Below are 18,464 nucleotides of genomic sequence, written 5' to 3' on the forward strand. Positions count from 1 at the left end.
GAAGCGTAAAAATAGGATAATATCGTCGCTTTGGCAAACGATACACTCAACTTCTCGACAAAATCATTTCCATTAAACAAGAATATAAGCTAAGTTTGTATCCGAAAAAAATTAGTCATGGCCATCAAAAGATCTGGTAAACAAAATACGTCCAGCAAACAACAAAATACCTTCAAAAAAAAATCCTTCAACCCATTGAAGTCCATAAAATCTCCGATCCTGCGCATAGTGACACGGGTGGTACTCTATTTTATTGGTATTTCACTCTTTTGGGTCATTAGCTTAAGGTTCGTCAATCCTCCCATCACCTGGTTGATGATTCAGCGTGGGTTTGAGCTAAAAGAACAGGGAAAGGGATTTAAACTGGAAAAAAACTGGCTGGATTACGATGAACTTTCGGACAACCTAAAGTTAGCGGCCATTGCAGGAGAAGATGCTCACTTTATGACACACTGGGGATTCGACCTACAAGGGATTCAGAATGCCATCAAAAAAAATGCGCAAGGAAAAAAATTACGTGGCGGAAGTACGATCAGTCAGCAGGTCGCCAAAAATGTCTTTCTATGGCCAGGGCGCTCCTGGTTAAGAAAAGGCTTCGAGACCTATTTTACAATTCTAATTGAGACCTTTTGGAGTAAGAAAAGAATTCTTGAAGTTTATCTTAATGTGATTGAAATGGGACAGGGTGTCTATGGCGCCGATGCGGCAGCTTCGTATTATTTCAGCAAAACAGGTAGTAACCTTTCGAAAAAGCAAGCCGCATTGATTATAGCCATACTGCCAAATCCAAGAGAATGGGATGCGCGTAACCCTTCGGCCTATGTCAATAGACGTGCAAATGCGATTGCAAAATACATGCACCATTATACCATTCCTGAATAAGCGAAGCTATCGCCATTTGACGGATCAATCAGAAAGAGAAGCAATACAGATCTATAGATCAAAAAGAAAGGCCATAATTACATATGGCCTTTCTTTTATACTTGTTTACAACTTATTTAAAAAGTCGTTTATGCCAGCTTTGATGGAAGGGCACTGCCCAAGCATTCTCCATTTGATGTTCATGGGTAATGGTATTATCAAATACTAAGGTATTATCATTGATGGTACCGTCTGCCAATAACTTTTCAAATCTGTCGCGATTAACAACAGCAATTCCTTGTTCATCTTTATAAGCAAATCGCATCCGATCAAATAGCTGAATCCCGTATTTCGCTTCAATGCCTTTTAAAAACCGAACCGAACTATCGATTGAGCAGCCCGATGCAGCTGCGACTTCTTCGTCCACTTTAAGGATAATAAAAAGGTTATCGCGTAATTCTGCCGTAGCCGAAAGTGGTTTTCCATGCACTTTCCACTGCTCAGCAAAAGCTTCCAATTCCGTAACAATATCGTGTGACTCCATCGCCGATAATAGACGATCTGCCTGATAAATCCAAATACGCTTCATATGTAACTAATTTTTATAGTCCCCGTCGTCTGCTTTCAGTGAGACTGGTCCTGTACTATTTATATCGTCCTATACTATCTATATGCAGCCGGCTATCAAATATACCTTCCAAGAAAGTTGTTCAGTTTTCAAACTAACCTTTTTCAGCCTTTTACGGTACTAACAACGGAACGTTTACGACGTAATTTAATCCCCTTCCCCTTTGAACCTAACCGATATAGTAAGGCGAGATCATTAAATAAACAATCACGCCGGTAACCGCCACATAAAGCCACATCGGATAAGTAATACGAGCAAGCTTTTTATGACGCTCATAAGAACCGGATATACCCCTAACAAAAGTAAAGAGTACAAAAGGAATGATAATAATGGAAAGCAGGATATGGGTGATCAGAATAAAGAAATAGATCGGTCTCAAAATGCCCTCACCGCCATATTTCGTTTCGATGGAAGTCATGTGATAGGCAACATACATCGCCAGAAAAGCTAAAGAACAAGCTATGCACAATTTTATTAAACGTTCGTGCAATGACTTATTACCCTTTTTTATCGCTGCCACTGCCCAAAACAGCAATATAGCCGTAACGCCATTGATAGCCGCGTAGATCGGCGGCAAAAAGGTTAGTGGCTTCACATCATAACCCAATTTTTGCAAATTCACCGTAAAAAGGACAGCGACCACTATCGGTATGACGATCGATAGCAACCAAATCCATTTGCTGTACTTTTTTTCCTTATTAAGACTCTCTTCCATGATAATATAATTACCTCTTTTGTTCTATTGTAGCTGGATGGTTTCGGATTTCCTCCACCAATAATAATTTAATTTCATCCTCAAGACGATCGACATCTGTCTTTACGTTGATATCATATATACCTCTTATACGTCCTTTTGTATCAAGTAAAAGATAATTAGACCCAATAATGAATGGTTTACTACCATCATTATTGACAAGTGCATCCTGCAATAAACTTTCCTTGGCAAATTTAAAGATATCAACAGAAGGATCTGTCACAAAAAACCAAGATTTGGTCCAGGGTTTGTAAACTTTCGCGTATTTCGCTAACACATCAGGTGTATCATAGGCTGTATCAACCGTGATAGAATACAACTTAACTTTCTGATTCTGAATAAACCGATTAGCAATTTGATCTAATCGCTTAATCATTGTCCTTGATAAGGAAGCGTCCCTAGAATACATCAAGTGGACTACAGAAAGTGTCGTGTCATTGTCCAACAAATGCACTTTCTTACCATCGTAATTCACAAAATCAACAGGTGTCACCGTATGGTAGATGGTATCGGGAATATCACGTCCCCATTTTCGGTGTGTTGTCCCCGGTACCTCCTTTTTTCCAAAAATCGGTAAGGACGCGTAGCTATTCGAGCCGCTTTTATTTAGTATAAAATATAAAAATCCTGGCAATAAAAGAATTACTGCCAGGATCAATATAGTTTTAATACCTTTCTTTTGTCCAGTATTATTATTCATTATCCACTTTATCTATTTATTTGGAAACAATTGATGTTCCTGGAAAGCAGAAGCTAAATGCGCCCCTTCAACAAGCATCAAAACAATAAAATAAATAATAAAGATAAAGACAATTGCAACGGTAACAATAAAGCTTGACTTCTCGAACTTTAAGTGCATAAAGAATGCAACGATATAATAAGCTTTAACTAAAGTAAGCGCGATATAAATCGTGTTTACTAAAGCACCCTTCGCTAAAATTTGCCAATGGTGCACAAAGCCCAATGCAATTAAGAACTCCAGACAAGTAAGGGCCAAAAGTACGCCAAATACTCTCCAGATGGCTTTCTTATCCATCCCACCTTCGTGAGCGTGCTCGCCATGAGCGATATTATCTTGATATTGTGACATAGCTATCTAAAATTATTTATTCCGTAATTAGATTAAGTAGAAGAATGTAAATACGAATACCCACACCAAATCCACAAAGTGCCAATATAAACCTACTTTTTCGATCATCAGGTAAGAACCACGGTTTTCGAATGTATTATTCAATGTCATGCACAAAATAATGATATTTAAAATAATACCCACTGTAACGTGGAATCCGTGAAAACCCGTAATGGTAAAGAACAAGTTAGCAAATTGCAATGCTGAAGTATAGGAAATGTCATGTGTGAAATAAGGCATCAACGCTGTTTTGATGGCATCACCTTCCAAACCTGTCGCTGGATTTTTACCAAACCAAAAACCCATGTGGTGTAAGTGAGTCCACTCGATAGCCTGACAACCTACGAAACAGATACCGCCTAAAATTGTCCACAACATCCATTTGACTACTTCATTCTTTTGGTTACGATGACCTGCCTCCACAGCCAAAACCATCGTTACTGAAGACATAATCAAAATAAATGTCATCAAACCGACAAATACCAACGGCTGACCATGCTCCGCAATTCCAGGGATGGATTGGAAGATCTTATCAGGATCTGGCCAAGTTGGATGGGAAAAGCGTTGTGCGCCATAATAAACCAAAAATGCAGAAAATGTGAAGGCATCCCCTACCAAGAAAAACCACATCATGATTTTTCCATACTCTAAGTTCCAAGGTGATTTTCCACCATTCCATGGACCAGTTTTTACCTTATCCAATTGCGATACTGTTGTACTCATTGTTTACTATTATTGATTCAAAAGTAAGAAAACATATATATAAATCCATAAAAGATCGAGAAAATGCCAAAAAATACTGGCAAGATCCATGCGGAAAAGATTGCCGTCTTTAGGAAGTTTGTTAATTCCTATAATCGCGCCAATCAAAACGATCAAACCCGCAATAATATGTGCCAAGTGCATCCATATAAAAACATATATAAACGATTGCGAAGCATTGTTATTCACAAAATAAACACCCCGATCGATCAATACATTCCAAGCATGAACTTGCAAGGCAAAAAATACAACTCCCAAAATAAAAGTTGCTATCAAAAACAATCTTTGTTTGGAAGACTCCCCATTTTTAGCCGCTCTATGTGCTAAAAACATCGTCAGACTACTCACCACAATCACCAAAGTACTGTATAAAAGTGCATTTGGCAATAGGGTCTTAATCCCCTTGTCCACACCGCTCGCCGTATATACAATGAAACCACTGGATAACGCCGCAAACATCATGAACATACCCAACATGCCCAACCATAAGTTGAACTTCTGGGCCTTTCTCTGTACTAACTTCTCGTCAGTTTGTGCTTGTACATCTAACATTATTTCAACGGAATAAAGTTAAGCAATAATACGAGTTGTGTCACAGGCAAATAGATAAATGAGGTAAACATCACTTTCTTTGCTGAAGGAATATCACAATTCTTAAACAACAAATAACCGTAGTAACCAAACATCACTCCACCAATCACGGATACAACCGTAAACCAAATCCCACCAAAGCCAAAATGATACGGAATAAATCCCGCAGGTATCATAAACAAACCTGAAATGAATACCATAAAAGCGGATATCTTATCCCGTTTTGTCGTCGGCAACAAGCGAAAGCCTGCCAATTTATAGTCGTCGTCCACAACCCAGGCAATAGCCCAGAAATGCGGAAACTGCCATAAAAACTGAATAGCAAACAACACAAAGGGAATAATAATAATTGCCGCTTCATTATGTCCACTATAGTAGGCCAGATCATCTTGCGAAAAAGCTGCATAGTAACCAATTAATGGTGGAAATGCACCTGGAAACGCGCCGACAAACACGGCTATTGGTGATTTTCTTTTTAAAGGGGTATAGATAAAGGCATAAAGAAGGATACAGAAAACCGATAACAAACCAGCGACAAAATTTAACCGAACAAGTACCAAAGTACCTAAGATGCCCATAAAGACACTCAAGACCAAAGCTTGTCCAGTTGTCATACGGCCAGACGGTAAAGGCCTATCCGCTGTACGTTTCATCAACTTATCCAAATCTTTCTCAATGATCTCGTTGAATCCGTTTGCGGAACCTGTAACCAGAAATCCGCCGACAGTCAACAATAACCAGTTGAACCAAAATATATCACCCTGTTGTTTTGATCCTATCAGAAAAGCAATTGACGCCGAAAATACGACCGTCAACGTAAGTCTCAACTTAACTAGCTTTTTAAAATCTGAAATAAATTCTTTCATAACTAAAAGAGACCTCCTACTACCAGTGTAATTAAACACGTACTTTTTAACATAAACATCCCGAATTCCAAGATTAATGCCTCTGCTTATTTAACAATAACATCAGGTAGAACTGCGCGCCAAATAAGAGCGTCGCCACCACCAAATGCGTCGTCTGTGCAAAAGCAGGTATTGCAAATCGGGCTAAGATAATTCCTGATAGCATTTGGATACCCACGAGGATCAATGCGATTAAAGCAAATTTATATTGCTTAGAAACCGTATTAAAACTTGTGCGGACCAAAAAGAATAATATAATAACTAAAATCAAAGAACAATATGCCAACCAGCGATGCAATTCAAACTGTTGGCCAATAGTTGTTATAAAATCAGTACGAGCTACCGATGAACCAGTTAATAAATCAACCTCTTCCCGAACACCCGTCCCGACAATTACTTGCGTTAGCATCAGCAAAATAGACACAATAGCAAGTCCTTTTAATATACCCGAAGAACGATTGACCAATAAGGTCTTGTTTCGCAACGTAACAGCTTTGAAATAAGTATAGATACTAATACAAACAATTACAATCGCTAAGAGCATATGTACTGTAATAATCCAGGGCATCAAATTGGTCGATACAACAATCGACCCCAACCACGCCTGAAGTACGACAACAAAAAGATTAATCACTGACCAAACAACGATCGAACTTTTTGATTTCAAATAGGTGAAAGAATAAATAGCCGTAAACAATAAACAAAATCCGGAAACAACGCCTACTAGTCGATTGATATACTCTGTCCAAGTCTTCGCAACATTAAATTCTTCATGTTGTAAGATACTCTTATCGGTACGGAGCTTATAAGCCATTTCCTTATCGCCGAAAAATTCTACTATCCGTGCGAAACGTTCATTCTTTTTTGCTCTTCCTTCACTATAATGTTGTTCATATCCTGGAGGTAATTGGGAAATATCTGTCGGAGGAATAATACGGTTAAAACATCTTGGCCAATCTGGACATCCCATTCCTGACCCTGTACTCCGAACAACTCCTCCAGCAATAATGACCAAAAACAATACGATGATCGTTATAAAATTGGTCTTTACAAATCGCTTTTCAGCTGCTGGAAACATAATACTACCCCTACCTCTTAAAATATAAACTTATATAAAGTAGCGTCGAAATTCCCGACGCTACTTTATAAGATTTTATTAGTCTTTTCTACCATTTTGCGCATTCCATTCTGCCTGGATACGCTCAGCTTCCTCATCTCCTTCGAAATCATGAGGCAAATTAGAGCTCATTGTTTCAGAGAAAGGAACACTTTGAGGAATAAAATCCTCACCGTGACCTGGCTTACTGTAGTCATATGGCCAACGGTGTACTGTCGGGATCTCTCCTGGCCAGTTACCGTGGATATGTTCTACCGGAGTAGTCCATTCCAAGGTATTGGATTGCCAAGGGTTTTGTGGGGCTTTTTTACCGAAGAAAATCGATGTAAAGAAGTTCCACAAGAAAGCTACCTGACCTAAAGCAGCGATAATGGCAGCCCAAGTGACCAATTTGTTTACAGAAACCCACTTCGCCATGAAAGCAAACTCTGTAAATGCATAGTAACGGCGAGGCACACCATCAATACCCATAAAGTGCATTGGGAAGAATACCATGTAAGCACCAATGAAAGTCAACCAGAAGTGTAAGTAACCCAATTTGGTGTTCATCATGCGACCGAACATCTTAGGATACCAGTGGTAAACACCACAAAGCATACCGAAGATTGAAGCAGAACCCATGACCAAGTGGAAGTGGGCAACAACAAAATAGGTATCGTGTAAGTTGATATCTAATGCCGCATTACCTAAGAACAATCCTGTCAAACCACCAGAGATAAAGAACGATACCAAACCGATAGCAAACATCATCGCCGGAGTGAAACGGATATTACCTTTCCACAAGGTTGCAAGATAGTTAAACGCCTTTACAGCTGAAGGAACAGCGATAATCAACGTTGTAATCATAAATACACCACCCAAGAACGGATTCATACCCGTTACAAACATGTGGTGACCCCATACGATAAACGATAATACGGTGATACCGATCAACGAGTAAACCATCGCATGGTAACCAAAGATTGGTTTACGAGAGTTGGTTGCAATAACCTCAGAAGTTAAACCTAAAGCAGGCATAACAACGATATATACCTCAGGGTGACCTAAGAACCAGAACAAGTGTTGGAACAAAATTGGTGAACCACCTTCGTTCGGCAAGATTTGCCCTTGAACAACAAGATCCGACAAATAGAATGACGTACCAGCAGCACGGTCAAAAATCAAAAGAACAACCGCAGAAACCAATACTGGGAATGACAACATACCGACGATAGCCGTTAAGAAGAACGCCCAGATTGTCAAAGGCATTTTCCATAAGTCCATTCCTTTTGTACGCATGTTCAAAATGGTACTTACATAGTTGATACCACCGATCAACTGTGAAGCCACAAATAGAACCATACTCACCAACCACAAGGTCATACCAGTCGCCGATCCAGCGATTGCAGTAGGAACAGCCGATAGTGGTGGGTAGATTGTCCAACCAGCAGAAGCAGGTCCACTTTCTACGAAGAACGATGCAACCATAATTACCGATGCTACAAAGAACAACCAGTAAGACAACATGTTCATAAAAGGAGATGCCATATCGCGTGCTCCGATTTGATATGGAATCAATAAGTTACTAAAAGTACCTGATAGACCTGCAGTTAACACGAAGAATACCATGACGGTACCGTGAATGGTTACCAAGGAAAGGAAAAACTCCGGTTTTATACGACCACCTTCAGCCCATTTACCCAAGAATACTTCTAATATAGGGAATTCTTTATCCGGCCATGCTAATTGGATACGGAATAATACTGATAAAAGCATCGCAAAAACTGCCATGATGATACCAGTGATCAAGAATTGCTTAGCAATCATCTTGTGGTCACCCGAAAAGATATACTTTCTGATGAACGACTCCTCGTGATGATGGCCGTGCGAATCGTGATGTTCAGCGCTATGCGATATTACTGTACTTGACATATTCGATTTTATATTCAAAAATTCTTAATTAGTTCAAAGATGCTGTAACTTGTACGCTATCCTTTTTCACGTTAGCCGTTTTACCGCTGAACTCTTTTTGCAAATCCTCAGTAAAATACTTGTTCTGTTTAGCTAACCACTCTTTATATTTTTCCTCAGTTACGACAACAACTTTCTTTTGCATGTTGTAGTGACCAGATCCACAGATCTTGTTACACAACATCACGAAGTCATAGTTATAGTCTCCCAAACGATCACGCATTTCTTCTGTTGTTACAGTAGGTGTGAATTGGAAGTAGTTAGTCATTCCCGGTACCGCATTGATCTGAACACGGAAATCAGGGATGTAAAAAGAGTGAATAATATCTTTTGAAACGATATGGAAACGTACTGGTTTATTTACAGGCAACCAGATTTCAGATCCTTGAATATCATCCCAAGAATTTTTATCATTAAAGTCGATACCGTACGGATTCGTTGGTGTTGTCATTTTATAATTACGTTTACCAATAATCCCATCAGAACCAGCATAACGGACATTCCATTGGAACTGCTCCCCAAGAACTTCAACTTGCAAAGCTGATTTTTGAAGGTCCTCAGGAATATTTGTAATTGATCTCCACGTAAAGAAACCAAACAATACCAATACGGTCAAAACAACAGCAGGAACAATTGTCCACAATTTTTCGATCGCATTGTTATGTGGGTAATAATAAGCCTGACGTTTTGCACGCATGCGGTACAAGAATGTAAATGTCATCAACAAGATGTGTGTGATAACCAATACAAATGTTGTAATCGCTGTCGTAATGATAAACATAGTATCAATACGCTCACCGTGCTCCGTTACTGCTGATCTCCAATAAGCTGCTCCCCAATGTACATATGACCAATATACACCGTAAAGGAATACAACCAAGAAAATAAATAACAATGCCGATTGAAACGTGTTATTCGCAAACGGATTATATTTACCGTTCATCTTTCTTGTCAATTCATAGATCGAAAGTACTTTACCAATAACGGCAACAACAGTACATATAACCAAGAATAACAAGACATAATATGTGAAGTTTTTATAAACCTGAGGGTCTATTTGCTTCACTTCTTCAACAGCAGGAGCAGCCGCACTAGCCTCTTTGGAAGAACTAGCAGATGCAACAGCAGCAGTACCTGCTGCCGCTGTTGTATCTTTTGCAACCGAATCCGTCGCTGCAGGGGCAGCTACTGCTGTAGTCGCCGCTTTAGCAGAATCAGATGCTACTGTATCTTGTTGACTTGCAAGGATAGGAGTCGCAAAAAGCAATCCTAGTGCAAGCACAAAACCCGAGATGGATTTGAATCTATTATTTAATTTAAAGCTCATTTCTTTTATAACGTTTTTACGTAACCTTCCTTTAAAAGTGAAACTATATCTGGTGATGCAAACTCTCATCCAAGAAAGGATGATTTTTAGGCACCAATGCTTGTTTACTCAATTTACTCATCACTAAGAAGATGAACAAACCTAAGAAACCAAGTGCAGTTCCGATTTCAATGATACCAAATCCTCTGTGCTCAGCTACAGTTCCTGGCATAATCATGATATAATAATCAAGCCAGTGACCCGCTAACAATAGAATACCGACAAACAACATCACGTTTTGTTTACGTTTCGCATCGCGGTCTACCAATAATAACAATGGTGCCACAAAGTTAATGATAATACTCAACCAAAACCAAGGTTTGTATTCCGGTTCCCAACGTTTGTAGAAATAAACTGTCTCTTCTGGAATGTTTGAATACCAAATCAACATGAATTGTGCAAACCATACATAAGTCCAGAAGATCGAGAAACCGAACATCAATTTACCTAAATCGTGTAAATGATTTTCGTTTACCCAGTTCATATAACCAGCTTTCTTCAATACAACAACGATGATCGTGATGCATGAAATACCACTCACCCACATTGCTGCAAAGTTATACCAACCAAACATTGTCGAAAACCAGTGTGCCTCTAAAGACATTACTGTATCGAAAGACCAAATAGGTGTAGTAAAACCAAAAATAACTAAGAAGATTGCTGACAATTTGAATGACTTTTTATAAGAAGTCAATCCACCTTCTAAATCCTCTTTATAAGAAAGTTTCGCAAAAATAACAGCAAAAATGCTATATGTACCCATAAATACAACCTGACGGATCAAGAAGAATGGAACATTTAAATAAGCAGATTTACCTGCGATAATAGGGTCAAAATTTGTACTATGCGGATCAGTGATACCGTCTGCATTCCAGTGATGATATAAGTTATGTGTGGTTAAACCTAAACCGACGATAACCAATAAAATCAACGATGCAATTGGTAAAACACTCGCCATAGCCTGAGGTATACGTACCAAACCTGCAGACCATGCAGATTGTGTTACATATTGCAAGGCAACGAAGAATGTTCCAGCTGCGCATACACATGTAAAGTAATAACCCATCAATAACAAGTTGGCATAAGTACGCTCTACAGTAACGTGATCGCCCGAAAGCAACCCGAAAGCTACAGCAGCTACGCCTAGTACAACAGCGACAATACTGAACATTTTAGCTTTGCCAGCAAACTCGTATCGCTCGTTGAAATTATAATCGTGATGATGACTGTGAGTTCCCATTTATATATCTGATGTTAGATTATTTCTTTTGTAATTCGTGAACATACATAACAACTTTCCATCGCTCCTCTGGAGACAATTGAGATGCATGTGATCCCATCGAGTTGTGTCCGTAATAAATTGTATGGTAAATTTTACCATCAGTCAAGTCAGCCATCAAACCACCCCGTGAAGAGCTCGCCGCATCTGTTCTGTGATAAGATGGTGGCGGAGGAAAGTTCTCTAATTGACGAGTGCCTCTTGAGTCAGTCACGCTACGATCTTTTGTGATAGGACCATCACCTTTACCTTCTACTCCATGGCATATAGAGCAATAAGTTGTGAACAACGCTTTCCCTTTTTCAAGATTTTCGGCATTTACGACCAAAGGACTTTTTACTTCTCTTCCTGCGCGTTCATAATCCTCTAATGTATTGGCATACTCAAAACGAGTAAAACCAATTGGATCTGTACCTTTAGGAGGTGTTTGTGCTGTTTTTCCATCAGCAAAATTCGCATTAGGTTGATCCGGATTGAAAGCAAGCGGATCGTACATGTTACGAGAAAACTCTAAACCTGTACTACGAGTTGTTTTGTCACCACAAGAAGAAACAAGTGCTGTCAATGCCACAGCTGCGCATAGCGTTCCAAGTAAATTCTTCTTATTCATAGCTAACATATTTTCTATCATTGTACTTAACTTCAACAGCACCAGCTTCTTTCAATAAAGAATCGATCAAAGCGTGATCTGTATTTTCATTGGCATCTACTGCAAGGATGAAACGATCATCTGTTGCTCTCAAGTCCATTACACGAGGTGCACGTCCCGGAAATAAGTGGTTACGGAAGAAAAACGTAGCAACCATACCCAAAGCACACAATAAGATGGTAACCTCAAATGTAACCGGAACAAAGTTTGGCATACCAAATGATGGTTTACCACCGATATTCATCGGCCAATCGTATGCCATTGTATAATACAACAAACTAAAACCTAATGTCGTTCCTAATGCTCCAAAGCAAAATGCTGCGATAGGCAAGCGAGAAGGTCTTACGCCTAACTTCGCTTCGATGCCGTGGATAGGCATCGGAGTAAAGCAGTCGTAAATACTAATATTGTTTGCTTGCAATTTGTCGATCCCATGCATCATTTCATCGGGATCCGCAAAACTACCTAATATATATTTTGTATTGCTCATTGCTGATTATTTTCTAACTGATAATTCTTTAATCTCTTCTTCTGTCACTGAATCATATTTCTCTAATGACTCTTGGAAGTACTTCACTTGTTCCTCAGGGAATGCGCCTTCTTGAGCCAATTTAGTTTTATGTTGTAATGAAGATGATTTCAACAACAATTTCACTTCGGCGATAGCGATACCTGGTAAGAACCGTAAGAACAACAAGAATAATGTAAAGAATAATCCGATTGAACCTACAAAGATACCTACGTCTGTCCAAGTTGGGTAGAACATTGCCCAAGATGAAGGCAAGTAATCACGGTGCAATGAAGTCACGATAATTACAAAACGCTCAAACCACATACCGATGTTTACAACAATCGATAAGATCCAGGAGATTGGAATACTTGTACGGATTTTTTTGAACCAGAATAACTGCGGAGAAATTACGTTACAAGTCATCATTGACCAGTAAGCCCAAGCGTATGGACCCAACATACGGTTCTCGAACGCATACATTTCGTATTCTGAACGCGAGTACATAGCGATAAACAACTCAGTCAAATAAGCCACACCTACGATAGAACCTGTTGTCATGATAATGATATTCATGGACTCAATGTGGAACATCGTGATGTAGTTCTCAAAGTTCATTACTTTACGTAAGATCAACAATAAAGTCTGTACCATCGCGAAACCAGAGAAGATCGCACCCGCCACGAAATACGGAGGGAAGATCGTTGTATGCCATCCAGGGATAACCGAAGTTGCAAAGTCCATGGATACGATCGTGTGTACAGAAAGTACCAGCGGAGTAGAAATACCGGCCAAGATCAATGACACGATTTCAAAACGTTGCCAAGTCTTAACTGAACCATTCCATCCGAATGATAATACAGAATAGATTTTTTGTTTTAATCCGGTAGCACGGTCACGAATTGTCGCGATATCCGGCAACAAACCACAGTACCAGAATACCAAGGATACTGTAAAGTAAGTCGAGATCGCAAACGCATCCCATACCAAAGGAGAGTTGAAGTTTACCCAAAGTGATCCAAACTGATTTGGAAGTGGGAAAATCCAATAGGCCAACCAAGGACGACCCATGTGAGCTACAACGTATGTAGCCGCACAGATTACCGCAAAGATCGTCATCGCCTCTGCAGAACGGTTGATTGAATTACGCCAGTTTTGGCGGAAGATTAATAATACAGCTGAAATCAACGTACCCGCGTGACCGATACCTACCCACCATACGAAGTCGGTGATATCCCAAGCCCAGCCTACAGTTTTATTCAGACCCCAAGCGCCGATACCTGTCCAAAAGGTATAACTAACGCTAACTACCCATAATAAAGCACCTAATACAGCAACGGTAAAACCAATCCACCATGCTTTATTCGGTTTATTTTCAACCGGTAGTAAGATATCATCCGTAATTTTTGCATACGTAATGTCCTTACCGGTCATTAATGGTTCTCTTAATATTGATTCGTTATGCGATGACATAGTATTTTTATTTCAAATATTGTACAAGATTACGCCTCAAAAGTGTTTCTAACTTTTGTCATATAACCGATACCCGGTTGAACATTGATTTCCTCAAGTACGTAATAAACACGCTCGTTGCGTAATGCTTTAGATACTTCTGATTCTGGATCATTTGCATCTCCAAAGATGATCGCATTTGCAGAACATGCTTGTTGACAAGCCATTTGGATATCGCCATCTTTAACTTTACGATTTTGAATCTTAGCTTGCAATTTACCTGCTTGGATACGTTGGATACACATTGAACATTTTTCCATTACCCCACGTGAACGAGTAACAACATCTGGATTCAATACCAATTGTGTGAACTCATTGTTCAAGTAGTTGTCAAAACGTGAATCATTCCAGTATGCAAACCAGTTGAAACGACGAACTTTGAACGGACAGTTGTTCGCACAGTAACGTGTACCAAAACAACGGTTATATGCCATGTGGTTCAAACCTTCTGAAGAGTGTACTGTTGCCAATACTGGACAAACCGTTTCACAAGGTGCGTGACCACAGTGTTGACACAACATCGGTTGGTGAACAACAGTGATATCTTCGAAATCTAAATCAGCCGAAGCTCTCGCAATTTCTTTCTCTTTTGTAAGATCTTGATCTTTTCCTTCGATCGTATAGTAACGGTCAATACGTAACCAGTGCATTTCACGACGACGACGAACCTCATCACGACCTACAACAGGAATATTATTCTCAACGTTACAAGCAACAATACAAGCACCACAACCCGTACATGCGTTCAAGTCGATTGCCATCACCCATTTGTGACCAGGTTGCTCATATTTGTTCCACAAATCGTATGTTTTGTGATTATCTGTAAAGCGTCCTGCCTCAGAGTTAGGATCTTTCAGATATTTCGCAAATGTCGTCTCACGGATCACGTTACGACCTTCGATCGTGTGGTGTGTTTGTGTTTGTGCCAATTGGTAAGTTCCAGACGCTTTCGCTACAGTTGCTTTAGCAACACCTTGTACTGTACCATTGATGATAGAAGCAAAAGGGAATGCGTTTTTACCAACTTCATTACCTGCTTTACCCACTTTTGTACGGCCGTAACCTACAGCAACTGAAACTGTTCCTTGTGCTTGACCAGGTTGTTGTACAACTGGCAATTCCAATTCAACACCATTTGCTTTTACAGTCACTTTACCATCTTCACCCAATCCTAATTTCTCAGCATCTTTCGGGTTAAGAGCAGCGTAGTTATCCCAAGTTACTTTAGAAACAGGGTCAGGCAATTCTTGTAAGTAAGCGTTGTTCGCGTAACGACCGTCACGAAGACCAGCAGGCTCATAAAGTTTCAATTCAAACTCACCTGTAATCGCTTTGCTTGATGCCTCAATTGCTGAAGCTGCCGCTGCAGCATTTCCTGTAAATGCAGGAGCTGTTGCCGCTTTAGCACCTTTATATTCAAAACCAGTTTGCAATACAGCATCCCAAGTTTTCGTAGAACCTGCTAAGATTTGTGTCGACCACAAGTTCTTAACAAAGTTGTACATATCGGTATCATTTCCTGCCCAAGTCAATAAGCTTTGCTCAGCTTGACGTGTTTTGAAAACAGGATTGATTGTTGGTTGAACGATCGAGAACAAACCTTCTTTTGGATTCGCATCACCCCAAGACTCCAAGAATGTACTTGCTGGAGCAATCGCTGTCAATTCAGAAGCTGTTTCATCCGCACGTTGCGAAAACGATAAGGTGAAAGGAACTTGTTTCAACGCCGCTTTTACATCATCTGCTTTGAAGTAGTCATACACCGGGTTGCTATTCAAGAAGAACGCAACACCAACTTGACCTGATTTCGCTGCTGCTAAGAAAGCTTGGAACGAAGAATCCGAACCTTGATATTGTTTAGAATAGTTATCCAAATCGATGATTGTACCGTAAGCACCTAATGCAACGTTGATTGCATTGACCAATACCTGTACATTGACATCGTTAGAACCAGCAACAACAACTGCTGCGCCTTTGCTGTTCACCAATTCTTTCGCCGCTAGAGCGACACCTTTTTGTGCTTTTTTGTTCGCAGTAGCGCCAGCCAAAGATTGACCAGTGATTGCATTATATAAAGCGATCAAGGTCGCACCTTCTTCTGAAGGTTTGATGGCGATACGTGCATCCGCATTTGTACCAGTCATCGAAAGACCAGACTCAAATTGCACGTGACGTGACATTTTTCCGTTTTTCAACGATTTATAATCACGGTTTTTAGCGTATTGTTGTGTATGCTCTTCACCTGCTAACCAAGTTCCTAAGAAATCAGCTGCAACGGAAACAATCACATTTGCTTTTTCAAAATTGTATGAAGGCACAACAGCTTTACCAAATGAAGCTTTATTCGCCTCAATAATACCGCTGTAAGAAACAGCATCGTATTGTACATGGTTAACTGTTGGGAATTTCGTTGCGAAAGCAGCGATAGCCGCCAACGTTGAAGGACTGTTTACCGTGTTAGAAACGATCGTAATTTGTTTACCAGAAGATGCCGCTGCATTCAAAGCTTTAACAACTTCCCCATCCAATTTAGACCACTCTACATCTTGACCTTTCAATTGTGCCTGTTTCAATTTGGACTCATCATATAAATCCAATACGGAAGCAGCAGTCGTTGAATCCAAACCTTGGTTCAAACCAATTGCATTCGGGTTAGGCTCAACATTGATCGGACGACCTTCGCGCGTTTTAACCAAGATACTTTGACCGTTGAACGTCGAAGCATAATAGTTAGGGATACCTGGAGTCACCTCTTCAGGTTTAATCAAATAAGGAACTGCCTTATGCACAGGAGTACGGTTACAAGCCGCTAAAGAAACAGCACCCAAACCAAATCCTAATGCTTTCAAGAAGTCACGGCGAGGAGTTTTAGTACTCAAGCCAGCTTCGTTTAATACATCTTCTACAGGAATAGATTCGGCAAACTCACCCTTGCTTCCTTCAACGAAAGCAGGAGTTTGATTTAACTCTTCCAAACCTTTCCAATATTTTTTATTGCTATCCATTTAAGCTGTATATAAGATTGCGTATTTCAAATAATTATTAATAGTGACACTTACCACACTCAAGACCACCGATCATGGCTGCAGTCATTTTCTCACCTTTCTTAATTCTTTCGTGTGCTTTGATCAAATCTTCATAGTATTTGTTATCCGATTTGATATCTGTCTTTTTGTGACAATCAACACACCATTTCATCGTCAATGGAGAGTATTGGTATACTTCTTCCATATTTTGGATCGGACCGTGACAAGTTTGACACTCTACACCAGCTACCACAACGTGTTGTGAGTGGTTGAAGTAAGCAAAGTCAGGTAAGTTGTGGATACGAACCCATTGAATTGGTTTTGGATTGTTACCGTAAGTACGCGTATCAGGATTCCAATCCAATGCACGATAGATCTTAGCAATTTCAGGAGAAATCTCACCATCATAATGCTCTGAAGCAGTGATTGTATTGTGACAGTTCATACATACGTTGGCCGATGGAATAGACGCATTTTTAGATTTAAATGCTCCACCGTGACAGTATTGACACTCAATTTTGTTAACACCCGCGTGGATTTGGTGCGAGAACTTAATGGGTTGAACCGGCTGATAGCCTTGGTGAACACCAACGTTCCACATGGTCTTCCAACCACCGACAGCTAATAATGCAACCAACATCAAGACTGTAAAGCCAACCAACTTTTTGTTTTTAACGAATGCTTTCGCAAACTTCACAAAACGTTGGCTATCCTCTGGCTCTTGTTGCGCAGCAATAGCTTCTTGGTTTTTAGCAATAACATTTTCTAAGGTACGGATCACACGATTCAACACCACGATAACCACTACAGCCAAAACAACAACTGCGATCAAGCCCAAAATCATGAACATAGACGCGTTATCATCTTTAGCAGCAGCTCCATCTTTGTTTGGATCCTTCGGTTTCTCCTTAGAAGCATCTGTGATATACGCTAATACCGACTTGATCTGATCGTCAGATAAATCAGTAAAAGAAGTCATCACAAGCTTGTTGTTCTCTTCGAAGATTTTAACAGCATCAGCATCGCCAGACGCAATTAAAGCCTGAGAGTTCTTGATCCACTTGATTAACCAAGCTTCGTCTTTCGTCTCTGGAATCCCCTTCAAAGCAGGACCGACCACTTTTCTGTCAATGGCGTGACAGGATGTACACTTAGATTTGAAGATTTTTTCACCTTCCTTGACATCTTGCGCATGCAACGTCGTAACGGCAAATAATAGCATCAAACTCGTTGACACCACCCTCGCAAGGCTTCCCAAAACGGATGAGATAGTTCTCATATTTAGCACTTTATACTATTTATTTGTGAATGTAAAAAATTAACTCCCATGGTTAAAGGAGCCACTACCCCCCTAACAATGCCACAAAAGTATGATTTATTAACAAATCGCTGACAATTTTGTGACCTTTAATATCAATTTATAATCA

The 18,464-nt window shown here is 39.9% G+C and carries 17 protein-coding genes; 1 reads left to right on the forward strand and 16 read right to left on the reverse strand.

Features of this window, described 5'->3' with window-relative positions:
- Window positions 1-117 precede the first annotated feature (117 nt).
- Window positions 118-882: a monofunctional biosynthetic peptidoglycan transglycosylase gene (gene mtgA, locus AAW12_RS13280; protein ID WP_046674123.1), complete on the forward strand. Its 765-nt coding sequence runs from the start codon at window positions 118-120 to the stop codon at window positions 880-882.
- Window positions 883-994: 112 nt separating this feature from the next.
- On the opposite strand, the gene AAW12_RS13285 is transcribed toward mtgA, so the two are convergent.
- The 16 genes from AAW12_RS13285 to AAW12_RS13360 all read right to left on the reverse strand — a co-directional run bounded on the left by AAW12_RS13285 (window position 995) and on the right by AAW12_RS13360 (window position 18,316).
- Window positions 995-1,450 (reverse strand): hypothetical protein, encoded by a 456-nt coding sequence (locus tag AAW12_RS13285; protein ID WP_046674124.1) that lies wholly within the window; start codon window positions 1,448-1,450, stop codon window positions 995-997.
- 208 nt (window positions 1,451-1,658) lie between these two features.
- Complete coding sequence (locus AAW12_RS13290; protein ID WP_046674125.1) at window positions 1,659-2,204, reverse strand: DUF420 domain-containing protein; 546 nt, start codon at window positions 2,202-2,204, stop codon at window positions 1,659-1,661.
- Between the two features lie 10 nt (window positions 2,205-2,214).
- The gene (locus AAW12_RS13295; protein WP_046674126.1) at window positions 2,215-2,943 is read right to left on the reverse strand and encodes an SCO family protein; all 729 of its coding nucleotides are present in this window, start codon (window positions 2,941-2,943) and stop codon (window positions 2,215-2,217) included.
- Between the two features lie 12 nt (window positions 2,944-2,955).
- Entirely contained in the window at window positions 2,956-3,333 is a 378-nt protein-coding gene (locus AAW12_RS13300) for a cytochrome C oxidase subunit IV family protein (protein WP_046674127.1), read from the reverse strand.
- Between the two features lie 27 nt (window positions 3,334-3,360).
- A complete protein-coding gene (locus AAW12_RS13305) occupies window positions 3,361-4,095 on the reverse strand; it encodes a cytochrome c oxidase subunit 3 (protein WP_046674128.1) in 735 nt (244 codons plus the stop codon).
- A gap of 9 nt (window positions 4,096-4,104) precedes the next feature.
- Window positions 4,105-4,686: a heme-copper oxidase subunit III gene (locus AAW12_RS13310; RefSeq protein ID WP_046674129.1), complete on the reverse strand. Its 582-nt coding sequence runs from the start codon at window positions 4,684-4,686 to the stop codon at window positions 4,105-4,107.
- Entirely contained in the window at window positions 4,686-5,591 is a 906-nt protein-coding gene (gene cyoE / locus AAW12_RS13315; protein WP_046674130.1) for a heme o synthase, read from the reverse strand. Before cyoE ends, AAW12_RS13310 begins: the two co-directional genes overlap by 1 nt.
- Window positions 5,592-5,664: 73 nt before the next feature.
- Window positions 5,665-6,708 (reverse strand): COX15/CtaA family protein, encoded by a 1,044-nt coding sequence (locus tag AAW12_RS13320; protein WP_046674131.1) that lies wholly within the window; start codon window positions 6,706-6,708, stop codon window positions 5,665-5,667.
- 78 nt (window positions 6,709-6,786) lie between these two features.
- Window positions 6,787-8,658 carry a cbb3-type cytochrome c oxidase subunit I gene (locus AAW12_RS13325; protein ID WP_172462307.1) on the reverse strand — a complete coding sequence of 624 codons (1,872 nt, stop codon included), beginning with the start codon at window positions 8,656-8,658 and terminating at the stop codon, window positions 6,787-6,789.
- A 28-nt stretch (window positions 8,659-8,686) separates the two neighbouring features.
- On the reverse strand, window positions 8,687-10,024 hold the full coding sequence (locus tag AAW12_RS13330; RefSeq protein WP_046674133.1) for a cytochrome c oxidase subunit II: 1,338 nt from the start codon (window positions 10,022-10,024) through the stop codon (window positions 8,687-8,689).
- A gap of 43 nt (window positions 10,025-10,067) precedes the next feature.
- Window positions 10,068-11,303 (reverse strand): hypothetical protein, encoded by a 1,236-nt coding sequence (locus tag AAW12_RS13335; RefSeq protein WP_046674134.1) that lies wholly within the window; start codon window positions 11,301-11,303, stop codon window positions 10,068-10,070.
- Window positions 11,304-11,322: 19 nt separating this feature from the next.
- Window positions 11,323-11,961 (reverse strand): c-type cytochrome, encoded by a 639-nt coding sequence (locus AAW12_RS13340; protein WP_286833372.1) that lies wholly within the window; start codon window positions 11,959-11,961, stop codon window positions 11,323-11,325.
- A complete protein-coding gene (locus tag AAW12_RS13345) occupies window positions 11,945-12,481 on the reverse strand; it encodes a DUF3341 domain-containing protein (protein ID WP_046674136.1) in 537 nt (178 codons plus the stop codon). The genes AAW12_RS13340 and AAW12_RS13345 overlap by 17 nt, the downstream gene beginning before the upstream one ends.
- Before the next feature lie 6 nt (window positions 12,482-12,487).
- A complete protein-coding gene (gene nrfD / locus AAW12_RS13350; protein WP_046674137.1) occupies window positions 12,488-13,972 on the reverse strand; it encodes an NrfD/PsrC family molybdoenzyme membrane anchor subunit in 1,485 nt (494 codons plus the stop codon).
- Between the two features lie 29 nt (window positions 13,973-14,001).
- Window positions 14,002-17,016 carry a TAT-variant-translocated molybdopterin oxidoreductase gene (locus tag AAW12_RS13355; protein WP_046674138.1) on the reverse strand — a complete coding sequence of 1,005 codons (3,015 nt, stop codon included), beginning with the start codon at window positions 17,014-17,016 and terminating at the stop codon, window positions 14,002-14,004.
- A 37-nt stretch (window positions 17,017-17,053) separates the two neighbouring features.
- The gene (locus tag AAW12_RS13360) at window positions 17,054-18,316 is read right to left on the reverse strand and encodes a cytochrome c3 family protein (RefSeq protein ID WP_046674139.1); all 1,263 of its coding nucleotides are present in this window, start codon (window positions 18,314-18,316) and stop codon (window positions 17,054-17,056) included.
- Between the last annotated feature and the right edge of the window lie 148 nt (window positions 18,317-18,464).

This window comes from Sphingobacterium sp. Ag1, from assembly GCF_000988325.1.
GTDB lineage: Bacteria > Bacteroidota > Bacteroidia > Sphingobacteriales > Sphingobacteriaceae > Sphingobacterium.